Source organism: Blautia sp. HA3515, assembly GCF_059933065.1.
Window position 1 is genome coordinate 1 of sequence record NZ_JAYFUY010000070.1, and the last position, 17,662, is coordinate 17,662.

Annotated in this window: 16 protein-coding genes, 1 tRNA gene and 2 pseudogenes; 6 read left to right on the plus strand and 13 right to left on the minus strand. The window is 44.3% G+C overall.

From position 1 onward, the window contains the following. Positions 1 to 249: 249 nt before the first annotated feature. Entirely contained in the window at positions 250 to 783 is a 534-nt protein-coding gene (locus tag R1Y93_RS05550; RefSeq protein WP_500821993.1) for a hypothetical protein, read from the minus strand. Positions 784 to 856: 73 nt separating this feature from the next. After that, entirely contained in the window at positions 857 to 1,294 is a 438-nt protein-coding gene (locus R1Y93_RS05555) for a helix-turn-helix domain-containing protein (RefSeq protein ID WP_500821994.1), read from the minus strand. A gap of 271 nt (positions 1,295 to 1,565) precedes the next feature. On the opposite strand from R1Y93_RS05555, the gene R1Y93_RS05560 reads away from it, so the two are divergent. The 3 genes from R1Y93_RS05560 (at position 1,566) to R1Y93_RS05570 (ending at position 5,293) form a co-directional block, all read left to right on the plus strand. Further along, positions 1,566 to 2,585 (plus strand): ABC transporter substrate-binding protein, encoded by a 1,020-nt coding sequence (locus R1Y93_RS05560; RefSeq protein WP_500821995.1) that lies wholly within the window; start codon positions 1,566 to 1,568, stop codon positions 2,583 to 2,585. A gap of 227 nt (positions 2,586 to 2,812) precedes the next feature. Continuing rightward, complete coding sequence (locus R1Y93_RS05565; protein ID WP_500821996.1) at positions 2,813 to 3,925, plus strand: ABC transporter ATP-binding protein; 1,113 nt, start codon at positions 2,813 to 2,815, stop codon at positions 3,923 to 3,925. A 282-nt stretch (positions 3,926 to 4,207) separates the two neighbouring features. After that, a complete protein-coding gene (locus R1Y93_RS05570) occupies positions 4,208 to 5,293 on the plus strand; it encodes a PucR family transcriptional regulator (protein ID WP_500821997.1) in 1,086 nt (361 codons plus the stop codon). A gap of 37 nt (positions 5,294 to 5,330) precedes the next feature. Here R1Y93_RS05570 and R1Y93_RS05575 read toward each other — a convergent pair whose 3' ends face one another. Genes R1Y93_RS05575 through modA (R1Y93_RS05595) form a run of 5 tightly spaced genes read right to left on the minus strand, consistent with a single transcriptional unit; the run spans position 5,331 to position 7,869 of the window. After that, positions 5,331 to 5,552, minus strand: coding sequence for a hypothetical protein (locus R1Y93_RS05575; RefSeq protein ID WP_500821998.1), 222 nt, complete (start codon positions 5,550 to 5,552; stop codon positions 5,331 to 5,333). Positions 5,553 to 5,572: 20 nt separating this feature from the next. Further along, complete coding sequence (locus R1Y93_RS05580) at positions 5,573 to 6,385, minus strand: sulfate/molybdate ABC transporter ATP-binding protein (protein WP_500821999.1); 813 nt, start codon at positions 6,383 to 6,385, stop codon at positions 5,573 to 5,575. Continuing rightward, on the minus strand, positions 6,386 to 7,072 hold the full coding sequence (modB, locus tag R1Y93_RS05585) for a molybdate ABC transporter permease subunit (protein ID WP_500822000.1): 687 nt from the start codon (positions 7,070 to 7,072) through the stop codon (positions 6,386 to 6,388). Then, positions 7,056 to 7,562, minus strand: coding sequence for a molybdate ABC transporter substrate-binding protein (gene modA, locus R1Y93_RS05590; protein WP_500822001.1), 507 nt, complete (start codon positions 7,560 to 7,562; stop codon positions 7,056 to 7,058). Before modA (R1Y93_RS05590) ends, modB begins: the two co-directional genes overlap by 17 nt. Then, positions 7,528 to 7,869 carry a molybdate ABC transporter substrate-binding protein gene (gene modA, locus R1Y93_RS05595; protein ID WP_500822002.1) on the minus strand — a complete coding sequence of 114 codons (342 nt, stop codon included), beginning with the start codon at positions 7,867 to 7,869 and terminating at the stop codon, positions 7,528 to 7,530. Before modA (R1Y93_RS05595) ends, modA (R1Y93_RS05590) begins: the two co-directional genes overlap by 35 nt. Positions 7,870 to 7,997: 128 nt before the next feature. Here modA (R1Y93_RS05595) and R1Y93_RS05600 point away from each other — a divergent pair, with 128 nt between their 5' ends. The 3 genes from R1Y93_RS05600 to R1Y93_RS05610 are packed head-to-tail and all read left to right on the plus strand — an operon-like array spanning position 7,998 to position 9,061. Further along, the gene (locus R1Y93_RS05600; RefSeq protein WP_158421437.1) at positions 7,998 to 8,210 is read left to right on the plus strand and encodes a TOBE domain-containing protein; all 213 of its coding nucleotides are present in this window, start codon (positions 7,998 to 8,000) and stop codon (positions 8,208 to 8,210) included. Then, positions 8,203 to 8,736, plus strand: a complete 534-nt coding sequence (locus tag R1Y93_RS05605) for a helix-turn-helix domain-containing protein (RefSeq protein WP_500822003.1) — start codon at positions 8,203 to 8,205, stop codon at positions 8,734 to 8,736. Before R1Y93_RS05600 ends, R1Y93_RS05605 begins: the two co-directional genes overlap by 8 nt. 4 nt (positions 8,737 to 8,740) lie before the next feature. Further along, positions 8,741 to 9,061, plus strand: coding sequence for a substrate-binding domain-containing protein (locus R1Y93_RS05610; protein WP_500822004.1), 321 nt, complete (start codon positions 8,741 to 8,743; stop codon positions 9,059 to 9,061). Between the two features lie 181 nt (positions 9,062 to 9,242). Here R1Y93_RS05610 and R1Y93_RS05615 read toward each other — a convergent pair whose 3' ends face one another. The 6 genes and pseudogenes from R1Y93_RS05615 to R1Y93_RS05640 all read right to left on the minus strand — a co-directional run bounded on the left by R1Y93_RS05615 (position 9,243) and on the right by R1Y93_RS05640 (position 17,555). Next, complete coding sequence (locus R1Y93_RS05615; RefSeq protein WP_500822005.1) at positions 9,243 to 10,187, minus strand: hypothetical protein; 945 nt, start codon at positions 10,185 to 10,187, stop codon at positions 9,243 to 9,245. Positions 10,188 to 10,232: 45 nt separating this feature from the next. Then, a pseudogene (gene glpK, locus R1Y93_RS05620) lies at positions 10,233 to 11,729 on the minus strand (glycerol kinase GlpK). 15 nt (positions 11,730 to 11,744) lie between these two features. After that, positions 11,745 to 12,648 (minus strand): annotated as a pseudogene (locus tag R1Y93_RS05625) (undecaprenyl-diphosphate phosphatase). Between the two features lie 216 nt (positions 12,649 to 12,864). After that, positions 12,865 to 16,080: a carbamoyl-phosphate synthase large subunit gene (gene carB / locus R1Y93_RS05630; RefSeq protein ID WP_500822006.1), complete on the minus strand. Its 3,216-nt coding sequence runs from the start codon at positions 16,078 to 16,080 to the stop codon at positions 12,865 to 12,867. Beyond that, positions 16,080 to 17,156, minus strand: coding sequence for a carbamoyl phosphate synthase small subunit (locus R1Y93_RS05635; RefSeq protein ID WP_500822007.1), 1,077 nt, complete (start codon positions 17,154 to 17,156; stop codon positions 16,080 to 16,082). The genes carB and R1Y93_RS05635 overlap by 1 nt, the downstream gene beginning before the upstream one ends. A gap of 315 nt (positions 17,157 to 17,471) precedes the next feature. Next, positions 17,472 to 17,555, minus strand: a tRNA-Leu gene (locus tag R1Y93_RS05640). Positions 17,556 to 17,662: the final 107 nt, after the last annotated feature.

Below are 17,662 nucleotides of genomic sequence, written 5' to 3' on the forward strand. Positions count from 1 at the left end.
ATTACCTCTTTGCTTTAAATTATATTTAATAAGAACATTTTTATACGTAATAGCATATTTCTTATTTACAAGTCGGTATGTTCCAGCTATTATAAATCTAGGATTATTTGAGGTGGTAAATTTCGTTGCAACCACGCACCCTATGGGTTAAAAGAGATGCAGGAGCCGCGACGCCTGCCAAATAATCTCTTTCATCTATAAATGCTCTGTTCTGAATGGATAGGGCTTTTTATTTTGCAATAAACATAATCAGGATCTATACTTTGCTAATAATTTTTCCCAGGGTTTATAGCCTTTCATATAAGCAAAGTCTACTTCATTTTGGAAGCCCGCAATCAGTTCTTTTTTCATTTCTTCAGCATATGGATTTTCTACATCTTGGAATTTTATATGTTTATATAATCTTGATTTCTGAAAATCACAGATTGTATCGACATTCTCTAGCAGTTGTTTTACTACCTTAAAAGTATCTTCTACATTTTGTTCTGCCACTACAACATTAAACATTGTTGCGCATTCATTGTATTTTCCCATTTCAAAAACACCTGCTAATGCACACATTTTCTCGGCCAGGAACCTTGCGGATTTATGATCTTTCTTGTCAAGAGCCTTTGTGATCATCATGCCAAAGGCAAGATTCAAAGTAGTATACTCTGAAAGAATTATATTTTCCAGCTTTTCATATGCTTCTTCTGTTTTTTCCTGTTCCATGTATAATTGTCCAAGCCTTAGTTTTTTCATGGGATCATAGTCAGAAAAATAGTTCAGATATTTTTCTGCCATTTTATAATTCCCTTTTCGCAAGTAAAATCCGAACAAAGAATCTGCCGCATGGTGCTGGATTTTTTCATCCTTGTCATTTACGTGCCATTTCGTACCAGGAATTAATCTGTTCGTCGTACTTATCGGGATTCTCACAATGACCTATGATTCTTCGCGAGTCAAGCATCACCGCCACCTGCCAGATGAGCATGTTGCAGTTAGGGTAATCTTTTATGATATTTACTGCCCATTGATAGGTCTTTTCATAACCTTCTGCTGAAAACATTTTGTCCATTTCCTGCATAAGTTCTGTAATTTCAACGTCTGCCAGATTTTCATGAAAAGACAACAGGGTATCAAGGGAAATATGTAGCAGCCTTGCAATAGGTGCTAACAGTTCAATATCTGGATTGGAATTCCCGTTCTCCCATTTATTCACCGCTGGAGTAGTTACTCCTAAGCGATTCGCCACTTCTTCTTGAGTGTAACCTAATTCTTTTCTATATTTTTTGATTACATTTCCAATATTCATCCTTATTTTCTCCTGCTTGAAATTCCAAAAGCTTTTGTGATTAAATCATAGCAGGATTGGAAATTGGACACAATTGAATTGTTGTTAAATAAAATTTATATTTTTTAACTGATGGGAAAGTTGATCGTGATCAGCCGTTTGGATTTTGGTGGCATATCCTAACAAAAGGAATCATGAAGGCTGTGTTTTGCGATATTTTGAATGTCCCCCTGGTCACCAATTAATTAATTATGCATATTCTAACAGCAGAAGTCTTTAAAGGAGTATCTGCATGAAAAATAAAAAATGGATTTCACTGGCGGCAGCAGTCGTCCTGACGGTAACTGCGCTGCCAATGACAGTATTTGCTGTGAAGAAAGACAGCACGGAAGAGAAGCTTACTAAGGTTACTTTAAATGAAGTAGCACATTCAATCTTTTATGCACCGCAATACGTGGCAATTGAAGAGGGATATTTTGCGGAAGAAGGGCTGGATCTGACGCTGGTAACTGGGTTTGGTGCGGATAAGACTATGACTGCTGTCATTTCCGGTGAAGCAGATATTGGCTTTATGGGGGCTGAGGCATCTATCTACGCCTATCAGGAAGGAGCTACTGATCCGGTCATGAATTTTGCCCAGCTAACCCAACGGGCTGGAAATTTCCTTGTAGCAAGGGAAGAAATGCCGGATTTTACATGGGATGACCTGAAAGAAAAAAAAGTTCTGGGTGGCCGAAAAGGCGGTATGCCGGAAATGGTTTTTGAATATATCCTACGAAATAACGGTCTTAATCCGGAAACAGATCTTACCATAGACCAGAGTATTGATTTTGGCTCAACAGCAGCTGCCTTCACAGGGGATACCTCTGCGGACTTCACCGTGGAATTTGAACCCTCTGCTACTTTGCTGGAGCAGGAAGGGGCCGGATATGTGGTAGCATCCCTTGGTACAGATTCCGGATACGTACCATATACCTCTTACAGTGCTAAAGCCAGCTTTTTAGAAGATCATCCGGAAACCATACAGAAATTTACAAATGCCCTGCAAAAAGGTATGGATTATGTAAGCACCCATTCACCAGAAGAAATTGCCACTGTGATTGCCCCTCAGTTCCCGGAAACTGACCTGGCAACCGTAACTGCTATCGTAACCCGATACCATCAGCAGGATACCTGGAAAGATAACCTTATTTTTAATGAGGAAAGCTTTCAGCTGCTCCAGGATATCCTTCAGGATGCAGGGGAGCTTTCCAGGCGTATAGAATATACAGATCTTGTAACTACCAGCTTTGCCCAAAAGGCGGCTTCATAAAATACACAATCTTTATTTTCCATTTTGACGAAACCTTATTAGTTTCTTTTCGTCAGATTGACAAGAAACCGCTAAAAACTTTGTACGATTCTTCCCTAGTCCTTCCAAAAGGTTTTCGCTATACTATCACTATAAAAGAACGCAAATTCATGTAACTAAATAATAAAAACCAATATAACTGTGAAGATACCAAGCAGTTATAAACAAAGGATGTTGGAGGAAGAATCATGGCAAGCTTATCATTACAGCACATTAACAAAACTTATCCAAACGGCTTCCAGGCTGTTAAGGATTTTAACCTTGAAATTGAAGACAAAGAGTTCATCATCTTTGTAGGACCTTCCGGATGTGGTAAATCTACTACTCTTCGTATGGTTGCAGGCCTTGAGGAGATCACCAGTGGTACATTAAAGATCGGTGATAAGGTTATGAACGATGTTGAGCCTAAAGATCGTGATATCGCAATGGTATTCCAGAACTACGCTCTGTATCCTCATATGACCGTATATGATAACATGGCTTTCGGACTGAAGCTTCGTAAAGTTCCGAAGGATCAGATCGACAAAGCAGTTAAAGAAGCAGCAAGGATCCTTGACCTTGAGAAACTTCTTGACCGTAAACCAAAGGCTCTTTCCGGTGGACAGAGACAGCGTGTTGCCATGGGTCGTGCAATCGTTCGTAATCCTAAGGTATTCCTTATGGATGAGCCTCTTTCCAACCTGGATGCAAAGCTTCGTGTACAGATGCGTATCGAGATCTCCAAGATCCATCAGAGACTGGGTGCTACAATCATCTATGTAACACATGACCAGACAGAGGCTATGACTCTTGGTACCAGAATCGTAGTTATGAAAGATGGTGTTGTTCAGCAGGTTGATACACCACAGAACCTGTATGAGAAACCAGGCAACCTGTTCGTAGCAGGATTCATGGGATCCCCGCAGATGAACTTCCTGGATGCACAGATCGTAGAAAAAGGAAATGACCTGATCGCCAAGATTGGTGAGAATGATGTTGTTATTCCAGCAGCTAAAGCTAAAGTTCTTAAAGAGAGCGGCTATGTAGGAAAGACTGTTGTACTTGGTATCCGTCCAGAGGATATTCATGATTCCCAGATGTTCATCGAGGCTTCTCCAAGTGCTCCAATGACATCTACAGTTAAAGTATACGAGCTTCTTGGTGCTGAAGTATTCCTGTACTTCGATGTAAACGGCACACAGGTAACAGCACGAGTTGACCCACGTACTACTTCCAAGACAGGCGACGCTATCAAATTTGCATTTGATATGGAGAAATCTCATTTCTTTGATAAAGAGACAGAGCTTGTTATCTGCAACTAATAAGTAATTGATTTAGCCATCAATATAAACCTATGATAAAGGCGGTTGTACCTGTTCGTGACATTCACGAAAAGACAGGTACAGCCGTTTTTTACTATAAAAGTCCCGGACAGCAGCCATGAATGAGCCATGCTTGCATGAGCGAATTCCTGGATATTGGACGGACTAAACTGTATGAGCGTTCCTTCATTTTTTCTTTTTTGATCCATTATTTTATGATATACTATGTTCACAGGGTTCAAAACCCTATATTCAATCCGCTAAAAAGTGAGGACACACCTGATGAAAGTATTTCAAGTTTTACAGAAATGCCTGAATGACTGGAAGAATATCAGCCACCTTGATTTCTGTCTGGTGGATTCAGATGATAAAATATGTGTGACTACCTGCAGCCGTCAGCTTCCTTCATCCAAAAAATTAGAAGATTTCCGAGAAAGCGATGCGCTTTGTCTTTCCAATACCAGCTGTTCCCTGTACAAAATCATGGATAATCAGCAGTTGGCCTACGTCCTGATCCTATGGGGAACAGATCCTTCTGCCTCCACCATTGGAGAACTGGCTGTGTGCCAGATTGAAAGCCTGCTCACCGCATATGCTGAAAAAAGCGACAAAAATGTATTTATGCAGAATCTCCTTCTTGGTAATTACGGCGAGATCGATGCATTTAACAAAGCCAAAAAGCTGCATATCTCCACCTCTGTCAGAAGATGCATTTTCCTTGCAGAAACAAAGCAGAACAAAGACGAGAATGTACTTGCTACCATCCGCAACATTTTCTCTGCACGTACCAGAGATTTTATCACTGCCCTGGATGATTCAGGGATCATTATCATTCATGAGCTGCAGTCCACTGAAGAATTCCAGGATATGCGGCGTGTGGCACATATGCTGGTAGATATGCTGAATACAGAGGCCATGACATCTGCCTGGGTATCCTACAGCAATCTGACGGACAACATCCATCACCTGCCCTCTGCTTACAAAGAAGCCAAAACAGCTCTGGAAGTAGGTAAGATCTTTTATGCCCAGAAAAATGTTTTTGGCTATAACCGTCTTGGGATCGGCCGTCTGATCTATCAGCTTCCTGTAGAGATCTGCGAAATGTTTATAGATGAATTTTTCAAAGAAGAAACCCTGGATTCCATTGATGACGAAACGCTTGCTACCATCCGCACTTTTTTTGAAAACAATCTGAATCTTTCCGAAACCTCAAGGCAGCTTTACGTCCACAGAAATACTCTGGTCTACCGCTTTGAGAAGCTCCAGAAAAAGTTTGGCCTGGATATCCGTACCTTTGAGGATGCGCTTACCTTTAAGCTGGCCATGATGGTGGTGGATTATATTAAATATTCCCAAAATCTCAAATGATCTTTAAGCAAAAAGGGGCTGGCAATATACCAGTCCCTTATTTTTTCAGAAGCATCAGATGTTCCGGTGGCAAATATAAATATGCGGGAAGATTCTTTCCTGGATCCTCTCCAAAAGAATTCTTTGGACGCATCCACCACAGGCTTCCTCCATCTTTCAGCCTAGGATTCTGCACCAGGCACTGATGCTCAAAGGTAGTTTCTATGTATTCTGTTACTTTCACAGGCATGCAGTTCTCGCCCTCTTCTTCTCTTGGCATGAGCCAATGCCCACGGATCCCTACCAGGAAATATCAGCGGGTACCTGCTGCACGGTCCGAAGGCTGATCCCCCAGTCTGCTGCAAAAACATGGTGGCTGTCAATTCTTTCTGCAGCAGAATAATTCTTACATCCTGTAAGCCTGGCTGCCTCTATCAGTCCTGGATTCTCAAAGATCTGACGGGTATTTCCTATTGTGAGAGTCTTCCCATCCTTTAACAGGATCAACTGGTCACAAAATCTAAAAGCCTCATCCCTGCTATGGGTAACAAGAAGCATATCTCCAGGATAATCCTTCAGGAACATCTGCATATCTCTCTGAAGCACATCCTTTAAATAACCATCCAATGCAGAAAAAGGCTCATCCAGAAGAATCATCTCAGGCTCCCCTGTCATCATCCTGGCAAGTGCCACTCTCTGCTGCTGCCCGCCGGAAAGCTGAGAAGGCAGATGATCCTCCAGTCCTTCCAGGTGATATCTTGTAATATAATCCTGAACCTTTTTATCCCGTTCCTGTTTATCTTTTCCTCTATATCCGCATGCAATATTCTCTTTAACTGTCATAGTTGGAAAAAGGGCATAATTCTGAAATAAATATCCAATCCTGCGCTGCTGGGGTTTCAGATTGATCTTCTGGTCTGAATCAAAGATCGTCCTTCCATTTATAACTATCCTGCCTCTGTCCGGTGTCTCGATCCCGGCAATACAACGCAAAGTTATACTTTTCCCACTTCCGGACGCTCCCAGGATCCCCATGGTGGCACAAGTGCTGTCGAACTTCACACGCAGGGAAAAGCCTTTAAAGTCTTTTTCGATATCAATACTTACCGCCATTTAGATCCACCTTCTTGTCTGCATTCCCTTACCGGAAATAATATTGATCACTGCAACGATCACAAAGGAAAGCACCAGAATGATCGCCACCCAGAAACCAGCTTTATCGTAATTACCGGCTGCTGTCTCTGCAGCTATAGCCACAGAAACCGTTCTGGTCTTTCCCAGAATATTCCCTGCCAGCATGGATGTGGCACCATATTCTCCGATGGCTCTCGCAAAAGCCAATACAGTACCGGAAACGATTCCAGGTCTTGCAGCAGGCATGATCACCTTCCAGAAGATCCGGCCTTCGCTCATCCCAAGGGTACGGCCTGCATAGATCAGATTTACATCTACCTGTTCAAAGGCGGCTCTTGCATTACGGTACATCAAAGGAAAGGCGATCACAGATGCAGCAATCACACACCCGGCCCAGCTCTGTACGATCCGTATATCAAAGCTGTCCATCAGAAACCTTCCAAAAGGTCGGCGCAGACTGAAAAGCATCAGCAAAAAGAATCCTGCAACTGTCGGCGGAAGCACCAAAGGCATTGTAAGGATCCCATCCCAGATCCCTTTAGCCGCCGGACGCAGCTTCATGATCTTCCTTGCGCAGAATACGCCTGCAAAAAAAGCGATCACTGTAGCTACAAATCCGGTTTTTAAAGAGATCCACAAGGGACTCCAGTTAATGTTCTGCAACATATGGGGTAAATCCATACTCTTCAAAAACTTTCAGTGCATCCTCAGTCTGAAGGTATGCATAGAATGCTTCTGCTGCTGCCTTCTCATCATCGTCTGCACTTTCGTTCTTGATCAGACCAATAGGATAAAGAACAGGTGTATCCAGGCTGTCTTCCGGAGCTTCTGCAATAATCTCTACAGAATCTCCCATAGAAGCAGCATCTGTAGCGTAAACAACGCCTACTTCATTACTTCCCTCGCTGACAGCAGTAAGCACTTCTGTTACGTTCCTGCCTTCATTGATCTCCATCTTCTCCACATCATCCATAATGCCCAGATTAGTAAAGATCTCTCTTGCATACTGGCCTACCGGTACATCCTCTCCTGCAAGTGCAATATTCTCTGCCTCGGTAATATTCTCAAAACCAGTCACCTTAGTCTCGCTGTCCTTTGGTTTGATCAGAACAACTTTATTCTCAAGAAGGTCTACAACAGAATCCTTGCTCTGCAAGCTCTTCATCCACAAGTGCATTCATCTGCTTGTCTGCTGCTGAAAAGAAAAGATCACAGGGGGCTCCGCTCTCAATCTGAGTCTGAAGTGTACCTGAACTGTCAGCATTGTACTCAACGGACACCTCCGGATGAAGCTTTTCAAAATCCTTCTGGATCTCTTCCATGGAATTACTCAGGCTGGCTGCTATAAATGCATATACATCTCCCTTCAGTTCATCAGAGTCAGATGCTGCCATTACGTTTCCCGGCATAAGACCTATACACATCACACCTGTCAGCATAGCCGCTATCATCTTTTTTCTCATGTCACTCTCTCCTTTGTTGTGTTTTGTTCGGTTTAGTTCCGTTTCATTTATTTTAAACAATTATCAAATCCTTGTCAATTCATTTTGACCGTGTTATCATAAAACAAAACAGAAAACGAGGGATCATTATGAAACTTAGTGCACGAAATCAGTTAAAAGGAAAAGTAATCAATATCAACAAGGGAGCTGTAAATTCCATTGTTTCCATCGACATCGGAGGTGGGAATATCATCACAGCTACCATCTCCTGTGCTGCAGTAGAAGAACTAAATCTGAAAGTAGGCTCAGACGCTTATGCGGTGATCAAGGCAACAAATGTAATGGTGGGAATTGATGAGTAGATTCTATACAGCCCTGGAAATTGCTGAAAAATTAAAAATAAAAAAGACAACCGTATATGAGCTGATCAAGAGAGGAGATCTACAGTCCTCCAAAGTAGGAAAACAGCTCCGTATCAGCGAAGAACAGCTGGATGAATATTTAAACAGGACAGAAACCAGGGAGTCTTTGCATGTTCCCACTTTTCAGCCTGAAAGTTCCGTGCTGAAAAGAGATTACCTTCTCCATTCCAGCGGCCTGATCCTCAGCGGACAGACAACCCCTGCCTTGGAACTGCTTCTTTCCCGTATGGCAGCCCATCCTCATGGAATGCCGGTTCTTCAGTCTCACCTGAATTCCTACAATGGACTATATTCCCTGTATTTCGGAAAGGTTCACGCAGCAGCTGTAAGTATGAAGCCTGAAGAAGCTTCCTGCCTTGTTCCCGGAGTCCCTCTGGCATTTGTATGCCTGTACCATTTTCCGATAGGTTTTTATGTTCTTCAGGATAATCCCAAAGGAATCTTTACCTTTCAGGATCTACTGTGAAGATGTGATCCTTGCCAACCGTGAAAAGGGCAGCACCCGCAGGATTTTCCTGGACCATTCCCTTATGGAGGCAGGTGTGGACACTGACAATATTTCCGGATATCTGAATGAACTGGTATCTGATCTTTCCACTGCCTCTGCTGTTCTTTCCAGACGGGCGGATGTAGCACTTGGGGAAGAAGCGGTAGCCAGAACCACTCCCGGCCTTTCCTTCCTGCCCATGGGAATACTGCCTATGTACCTTGTCCTGGAAGCTTCTTCTCTGGATAAACCAGGCTTTGCAACGCTTCTGGAGATCATCCGGTCTGAAAAGCTTCCTGTCTGACCTTTTTGGCCAGACAGGCTACGATGTAACTCATACCGGTGAAATTTTATATCTTTAAATCCTATATGTGGATCATCGATCTGCTGCTCCTGTATTACAGGATATACAAACCATCTTTTTGCATATATAGTATTACAGCCCCACACTTCCTGTGCGGGGCTGATTTATATGATCACATCTGTTATTTACTGCCAGTTTCCATCTTCGTCCCAGATAATATTATCGCTCCAGTTCTCAGATCCGTCACTGCCGTCACCAGGGTCATAATCAATATCACCGCCGCCCTGATTAGCGTCACCACCTGTACTGCCACTGTTGTCTGTGCCGGTATTACCGCCCTGGCTGTTTCCTCCTGTGGTGCCACTGCTGTCCGGGTATTCTGTCCGCCATTGCCACTATTATCTGTGGTTCCCTGACTGCCATTGCCGCTATTATCTGTGGTTCCCTGACTGCCATTACCACTGTTGTCGCCAGACTGGCTGCCTCCGCCATTAGAAGAACCATTGCTCTGATCGTAATAATAAATACCTTGCTCCGAAGAACTCACGTCCATACCGGAAGTATCTTCAGTACCTGTGCTGGAAGAACTGTCCTTTGTATTCTTCTCACTGTTGGAGCTTTTACTTACATAAGTCAGATATACGATCCCCTGATCAGTATCCAGACGCAGGGATGCAGTCTCCATATCAGACAGATCTGCTCCATCAATCTCATATGTATTACCATTCTCATCTGTAAGGCGCATATCATAAGTAACCCCTTCGCCTGTCTGAGGGGTATAATACATCCTTACTTTCTCTGAAGCATGCACAGAAGATTCACTTGGGATCAGACTGTTTCCCCAGTCCTCATTGCCAGATACCCGAAGATACAGCTTACGGAACTGCTTATCTGTATTGTTGGAAAGGTAAATAAACTTGGCCTCTGAAGTCTTCTTTCCAATCATTTTAGGTGCCGGTGTAACCGTAGGCGTAGGTGCCGGGGTTGGAGTCGAGGTAGGTGCAGGGGTAGCCGTAGGTGCCGGGGTAGGTGTTGGATCTGCAACAGGCTCACTTTTTCCACAGCCTGAAGCCGCCGCCAGCATAGTCCCTATGGTAAGCAGAACAACGATTTTTTTGCGTTTCATTATGATCACTCCTCTTTATATATCCAGGGCTGTCGCATTCAGTCCTTATTCTTTGGCCCATCCTAAAACACAGGAAACCGCCTTTTTCCAGGTCTTAAGAAGCTGTTCTCTTTTTTCTTCGGTAATAGATGGTGAAAAAGTTCTCTCCATATTCCAGTTCTTCTGTATCTCGCTGCTGCCCTTCCAAAATCCGGTGGCAAGGCCTGCCAGATAAGCAGCCCCCAGGGCAGTTGTCTCTATACATCCCGGACGTACTACCTGTGCATCCAGAAGATCTGCCTGAAACTGCATCAGGAAATTGTTGGCGCTGGCCCCACCATCTACCTTCAATGTATTCAGATGGATCCCTGAATCCTTCTCCATAGCAAGGATCACATCATGCACCTGATAGGCCAGGGATTCGACTGTAGCACGGATCAGATGTGCCTTCCCGGCCCCTCTGGTCAGTCCCAGGATCGCACCTCTTGCATACTGATCCCAGTAAGGAGCTCCAAGTCCTGTAAAAGCAGGAACTACGTACACTCCATTTGGTATCTGACACAGACAGACAATATTTCTCGGAAGCAGCAGCATTCTCCAAAAGCCCAGCTTCATCTCTGAGCCACTGGATAGCAGCCCCTGCTACAAATACACTGCCCTCAAGGGGCATATCCAGGCGTACCATCTGCATTCACTGCCATAGTCGTCAGAAGTCCGTGACTGGACTCTACCATCTGATCTCCTGTGTGCATCAGAAGAAAGCATCCTGTGCCATATGTATTCTTTACATCTCCCGGTTTGAAACAACACTGGCCAAACAAAGCTGCCTGCTGATCTCCTGCTGCACCTGCAATAGGGATCCTGCCGCCGATCAGCTTCTCATTGGTGTAACCGTAGATACAGCTGCTTGGCCGTACCTGTGGAAGCATGGAAAATGGTATCCCGAAGTAATCCAGGATCTCCTGATCCCAGTGCTTCTCATGGATGTTAAACAACATTGTTCTGGAAGCATTGGTGTAATCTGTTACATGTACTTCCCCTTTGGTCAGCTTCCATATCAGCCAGGTATCTACTGTACCAAACAAAAGATTACCCTTCTGTGCTTCTTCTCTTGCCCCTTCCGTATGATCCAGGATCCAGCAGATCTTGGTAGCTGAAAAATAAGCATCCGGGGATCAGTCCTGTCTTATGTCGGATCACATCTGAGAAGCCATCCTTTTCCAGCTTCTCGATCATATCTGCAGTACGTCTGCACTGCCATACGATTGCCGGATAAACCGGCTTCCCTGTACGTTTGTCCCAGACGATAGTCGTTTCACGCTGATTGGTAATACCAATGGAATGAATATCCTCTGCATCTGCGCCGATCTGCCCCATTGCCTCTATGGCAACCGACAGCTGAGAGGACCAGATCTCCATAGGATCATGCTCCACCCAGCCTGGCTGAGGATAATGCTGTGTATATTCTTTCTGGGCAACACTGCACATCCTGCCCTCTCTGTCAAACAGGATGCACCGAGAACTGGTCGTTCCCTGATCCAGTGCCATAATATATTTCCCCATTGCAGGATAACCTCCTTATGCCAGAAGTGTTTTACCGATAAAGTAGCCAAGCACCAATACGCCAAGAACGATCCTGTACCAGCCAAAGGCCTTGAAATCGTGGCGTTTGATATATCCCATCAGGAATTTGATGGCCAGGATAGACACCACAAATGCCACTACCATTCCTGTAAGCAGGATGATCACCTCTGTGGAGGTAAATTCAAAACCAAATTTCACAATCTTCAGAAGGCTGGCTCCAAACATAACCGGAATCCCCAGGAAAAATGTAAACTCAGCAGCTACAGTCCTGGAAGTACCCAAAAGAATCCCGCCAATAATGGTAGATCCTGATCTGGAAGTACCTGGGATCAGGGACAGCACCTGAAAGCAGCCAATGAGAAATGCTGTCTTAAAAGACATCTCCTCAAGACTGGTACAGGATGCCTTTCTGTTCTTATTGTAGTTCTCAATTACAATGAAAAGTATACCAGTACGCAATAAGCGCAATGGCTACCACCACGTAATTCATAAATTTCTCTTCAATCAGATCATTAAAGGGAAGACCAATGATAATAGCAGGAAGGCAGGCAACAATGATCTTGAACCACAGAACCCATTTTTCCTTGTCGCAGAATCTTTCCCTGAAAATAAGAATAGGCTGTGCCCATCCCGGCTTGTGGCTGATAGCTGCCCTGGTCCGCTTTGACAGTGTCTTATTATAAAAAGGCCATAGCTTATGCCAGTACAAAACCACAACAGCAAGAATGGCACCCAGCTGAATCACAACCAGGAAAAGATCCTTAAAATCCTTGGTTACATTCAGATTAATAAATTCATCAACAAGGATCATGTGCCCGGTACTGCTGATGGGCAGCCACTCTGTGATCCCTTCAACAATCCCAAGGATCACTACTTTGAAAAATTCAATGATATCCATATGCTCCCCTTTCCGTTGTCTTCCTGAAAATAACGATCTGTCAGTTCATGGAAAAACGCCTGTCAAACAGTTATCTCTTAAAGTACAATAAGGACGGAGATAATTGGTTCCCCGTCCTTTTTGTTTACATTACATCATATTTCTTCTGCAAACCTGTAATTTGCATTTTTCGTAATCACTTAGTGTCTTTACAGTTGCGATCATTTTTGATCTGCTTTATCTTTTTGCAATAGTAGCGATATCGATCAAGGAAAGATTATGCACATCTGTATTTTCAAGACTGGTTACCAGTGCTTCTGCAGTATCAAGGCTGGTAAGCACATTCACGCCTGTTTCAATGGCATTTCGGCGGATCACAAATCCGTATTTCTGATGATCGATACCCTGTGGCGGAATATCAATTACAACATCGATCTTATGGCCAAGGATCAGATCCATCAGGTTGGGTGCCGGCTGCTCCAGCTTGTTGGTACGGATCACACGGATACCATTTTCCTTTAAGGTCCTTGCAGTTCCTCTGGTAGCGTAAATCCTGTAACCTAAAGCTTCAAATCTTCTTGCGATAGGCACTACATCCTGCTGCTCCTCATCCCTGACGGTAATGATCATATTCTTATGCTTCGGAAGACGGATGCCAGCACCAAGGAATGCTTTGTAAAGTGCCTCATTAAATGTTTCTGCAATTCCCAGACATTCTCCTGTGGATTTCATCTCAGGTCCAAGGCTGATATCTGCACCACGGATCTTTTCAAAGGAGAATACCGGCATCTTGATGGCAATGTGTTTTGCCTCAGGCTGCAGACCTGGTGTATATCCCATCTCTTTCAGCTTGTATCCAAGGATCACCTTGGTAGCCAACGGTACGATCGGAATCCCTGTTACCTTGCTGATATAAGGAACTGTACGGCTGGATCTTGGATTTACCTCGATCACATATACCTCATCCCCCAGTACGATAAACTGGATATTGATCATACCGATCACATGAAGGGCTCTTGCCAGCCGCCTTGTATACTCTGCAATGGTTTCTTTTGCTTTTTCACTGATGGTTCTTGCCGGATACACGGAAATACTATCCCCGGAGTGGATACCTGCACGCTCGATATGCTCCATGATTCCGGGGATCAGAATGTCCTCGCCATCACAAACCGCATCTACCTCGATCTCTTTTCCCATCAGATACTTATCTACCAGGATCGGATGCTCCTGTGCGATCTGGTTGATGATGCCGATGTATTCTTCCACATCCTCATCACTGACTGCAATACGCATACCCTGGCCGCCCAGAACATAGGAAGGACGAACCAGTACCGGATAACCAAGCTGGTTTGCCGCCTTTTTCGCTTCCTCTGCTGTAAATACCGTATGTCCCTTTGGTCTTGGGATCTGGCATTTTTCAAGGATCTCATCGAACAGCTCCCTATCCTCTGCAGCATCTACATTCTCTGCAGAAGTTCCCAGGATCTTCACACCCATTTTGGTAAGGGCTTCTGTCAGCTTAATGGCGGTCTGACCGCCAAACTGTACCACAGCACCATCCGGTTTTTCAATGTTTACCACATTCTCCACATCTTCCGGAGTCAGCGGCTCAAAATACAGCTTATCTGCAATATCAAAGTCTGTACTTACTGTTTCCGGGTTGTTATTTATAATGATGGTCTCATAACCTTCTTTTGCAAATGCCCAGGTACAATGAACAGAGCAGAAGTCAAACTCAATACCCTGACCAATACGGATAGGTCCTGAACCAAGAACAAGGATCTTCTTTTTGTCAGGTGTGGCAACAGCCTCATTCTCTGTGCCTTCATCTCCATACACAGAATAATAATATGGTGTTTCTGCTGCAAACTCTGCCGCACAGGTATCAACCATCTTGTAAGCTGCACGGATGCCATATTCTGCACGGAGTTCTTTGATCTGTGCCTCTGTCTTTCCTGTCAGACGGGCAACGATATAGTCAGGAAATTCCAGTCGTTTGGCCTCAAGCAGAAGCTCTTTTGTAAGCTTTCTGGTCTTCAGGGCTGTCTCCATACCTACAAGGATCGCCAGCTTGTCAATAAACCAGATATCAATCTGGGTGATATCATGAAGCATGGACTGTGGCATACCACGACGGATCGCTTCTGCCAGCTTCCAGATCCTGCGGTCATCTACGATCTCCAGTTCTTCCAGAAGCTCTTCATCTGTCAGCTGTGTAAAGTCATAAGACATCAGGCTGTCCACATGCTGCTCCAGAGAACGGATTGCTTTCATCAGGGCGCCTTCAAAATTATGGCATATACTCATAACCTCTCCGGTGGCTTTCATCTGGGTGGTCAGCGTTCTCTTTGCAGTAATAAATTTATCAAATGGAAGCCTTGGGATCTTAACTACACAGTAATCAAGCATTGGCTCAAAGCTTGCATAGGTTTTGCCTGTAATGGCATTTGGGATCTCATCCAGTGTATATCCAAGGGCGATCTTAGCAGCAACCTTTGCGATGGGATATCCGGTAGCTTTACTTGCAAGTGCCGAAGAACGGCTGACACGTGGATTTACCTCAATCACGCAGTATTCAAAGCTGTCCGGCTTCAGAGCATACTGCACATTACATCCGCCGGTGATGCCCAGCTCTGTAATAATATTCAGTGCAGAAGTACGAAGCATCTGATATTCTTTATCTCCCAATGTCTGTGACGGAGCAACTACAATAGAGTCACCTGTATGCACACCAACCGGGTCAATATTCTCCATGTTGCAGACAGTAATGCAGTTCCCTGCACCGTCTCTCATTACCTCATACTCGATCTCTTTCCATCCGGCAATGCACCGCTCTACCAGCACCTCACCTACACGGGAAAGGCGAAGACCATTCTCAAGGATCTCTCTCAGTTCATATTCATTGTGGGCAATACCGCCGCCACTTCCGCCAAGTGTATATGCAGGACGAAGTACTACAGGATAACCAATGGTATTTGTAAATGCCAGACCGTCTTCCACAGTCGTTACCACCTTGGATGCTGCAACCGGCTCCCCGATCTTTTCCATGGTGTCTTTAAATTCCTGTCTGTCCTCTGCTTTGCGGATCGTCTGGGCAGTGGTTCCGATCAGACGCACATTATGCTCTTTTAAAAAGCCTTTTTCGTCCAGTTCCATTGCAAGGTTCAAGCCTGCCTGGCCTCCCAGGGTAGGCAGAACACTGTCCGGCTTCTCTTTCAGGATCAGCTGCTCTACCACCTCTACAGTAAGCGGCTCAATATATACACGATCTGCAATGTCCTTATCTGTCATGATGGTAGCCGGATTGGAGTTCAGAAGAACAACCTCCATCCCCTCTTCTTTCAGGGAACGGCATGCCTGGGTCCCGGCGTAGTCAAACTCTGCAGCCTGCCCAATGATGATCGGTCCGGAACCGATCACAAGTACCTTTTTTATGTCATTGTTTCTTGGCATCAGTCATTTCCTCCCATCATTTTCATAAAACGGTCAAACAGATAACCTGAATCCTGTGGTCCGGGGCAAGCCTCCGGATGGAACTGTACAGTAAAAATATTCTTCCCAACGTATGCCATGCCTTCGTTGGTACCGTCATTAACATTGATAAATGCCGGCTGGGCAATATTTTTCTCTTCAAGTCCTTTTGCATCTACCACATATCCATGGTTCTGGGATGAAATATACACTCTGCCGGTTGTCAGATCCTTAACCGGGTGATTGCCTCCTCTGTGTCCGTATTTCATCTTGTAGGTATCTCCGCCGGTAGCCAGTGCCATCAGCTGATGTCCCAGGCAGATTGCAAAAATCGGCACATCTGAATCATACAGTTTTTTTACTTCTTTTATAATAGAAGTACATTCCTTGGGATCTCCAGGACCATTGCTGAGCATGATCCCATCCGGCTGAGCAGCCAGGATCTCCTCTGCACTTGTAAGTGCCGGATAGATCGTCACCTCACAGCCACGCTGGTTCAGTGAACGGGCAATATTTCTTTTTGCGCCAAAATCAAGAAGTGCCACCTTTGGGCCGTTTCCTGGCAGGATCTGCTTCTCACGGCATGTTACTTTCTCTACAACCTTGCCTGTAGTATATTTTTTTAATCTGGGGAGAATTGTGTCTAGGTCATAATTTTCATTGACTGTGATCATACCGTTCATTGTACCTTTCTCACGAAGGATCCTGGTCAATGCCCTGGTATCAATTCCGGATATACCTGGAATATCATGTTTGCTTAAGAAATGCTGTATTGTATCCACGCTTCGGAAATTACTTGGGATACGGGATAATTCACGTACAATAAAACCATCGATCCATGGCTGTCCTGATTCCTGGTCCTCATAACAGATACCGTAATTACCAATCAGGGGATAAGTCATACATACAGCCTGTCCGGCATAGGAAGGATCCGTCATTACTTCCAGATAACCTGTCATGGAAGTGTTGAAGACGATTTCACTGATAACTTCCCGGGTAGAACCAATACTCGTCCCTGTAAAAACATGGCCGTCTTCTAATATCAGAAATGCTTTCATACAATCTCCCTTTCTGTCGTCATACATATTCAAGAATACCTGCGCATTCTTGCTGCTCACCACCTGTAAAGGCGGGCGTCATTTCACATCTGATTTATCCTAAATCTTCAAGATTGTATCATAAGCCTTATCTTTTTTCAACAAAATTCAAGGCTAAAAATAATTCAGCTATGCCCAAAATAATATTGGAAATCCCCTGAAAACTGTACCTGCAGTTTTCAGGGGACACTGGTATCATCTTATTATATTCAAGTTGAGCAGTTTACTCACCACCTGAAAGAGGTGGGAATCTTCTCGACTGAGATAAAAAAAGAATGCAGGAGATGGGACTTGAACCCACACGATCTTGCGACCACAGGCACCTGAAGCCTGCGCGTCTGCCAATTCCGCCACTCCTGCATTTCATATCTTTCAGCCGCTCTTTGCGACTGCCTGATTATAATACCTCATTCCATTTGGAATGTCAACAGCTTTTTTTATTTTTTTTTATTTTTCTCGTTTTATTT

Excerpts from the sequence above, each read along its gene's own strand:
- R1Y93_RS05550 (WP_500821993.1), bottom strand. The coding sequence starts at position 783 with ATGGCAGAAAAATATCTGAACTATTTTTCTGACTATGATCCCATGAAA.
- R1Y93_RS05555 (WP_500821994.1), bottom strand. The coding sequence starts at position 1,294 with ATGAATATTGGAAATGTAATCAAAAAATATAGAAAAGAATTAGGTTAC.
- R1Y93_RS05560 (WP_500821995.1), top strand. The coding sequence starts at position 1,566 with ATGAAAAATAAAAAATGGATTTCACTGGCGGCAGCAGTCGTCCTGACG.
- R1Y93_RS05565 (WP_500821996.1), top strand. The coding sequence starts at position 2,813 with ATGGCAAGCTTATCATTACAGCACATTAACAAAACTTATCCAAACGGC.
- R1Y93_RS05570 (WP_500821997.1), top strand. The coding sequence starts at position 4,208 with ATGAAAGTATTTCAAGTTTTACAGAAATGCCTGAATGACTGGAAGAAT.
- R1Y93_RS05575 (WP_500821998.1), bottom strand. The coding sequence starts at position 5,552 with ATGCCAAGAGAAGAAGAGGGCGAGAACTGCATGCCTGTGAAAGTAACA.
- R1Y93_RS05580 (WP_500821999.1), bottom strand. The coding sequence starts at position 6,385 with ATGGCGGTAAGTATTGATATCGAAAAAGACTTTAAAGGCTTTTCCCTG.
- modB (WP_500822000.1), bottom strand. The coding sequence starts at position 7,072 with ATGTTGCAGAACATTAACTGGAGTCCCTTGTGGATCTCTTTAAAAACC.
- modA (WP_500822002.1), bottom strand. The coding sequence starts at position 7,869 with ATGAGAAAAAAGATGATAGCGGCTATGCTGACAGGTGTGATGTGTATA.
- R1Y93_RS05600 (WP_158421437.1), top strand. The coding sequence starts at position 7,998 with ATGAAACTTAGTGCACGAAATCAGTTAAAAGGAAAAGTAATCAATATC.
- R1Y93_RS05605 (WP_500822003.1), top strand. The coding sequence starts at position 8,203 with ATGAGTAGATTCTATACAGCCCTGGAAATTGCTGAAAAATTAAAAATA.
- R1Y93_RS05615 (WP_500822005.1), bottom strand. The coding sequence starts at position 10,187 with ATGAAACGCAAAAAAATCGTTGTTCTGCTTACCATAGGGACTATGCTG.
- carB (WP_500822006.1), bottom strand. The coding sequence starts at position 16,080 with ATGCCAAGAAACAATGACATAAAAAAGGTACTTGTGATCGGTTCCGGA.
- R1Y93_RS05635 (WP_500822007.1), bottom strand. The coding sequence starts at position 17,156 with ATGAAAGCATTTCTGATATTAGAAGACGGCCATGTTTTTACAGGGACG.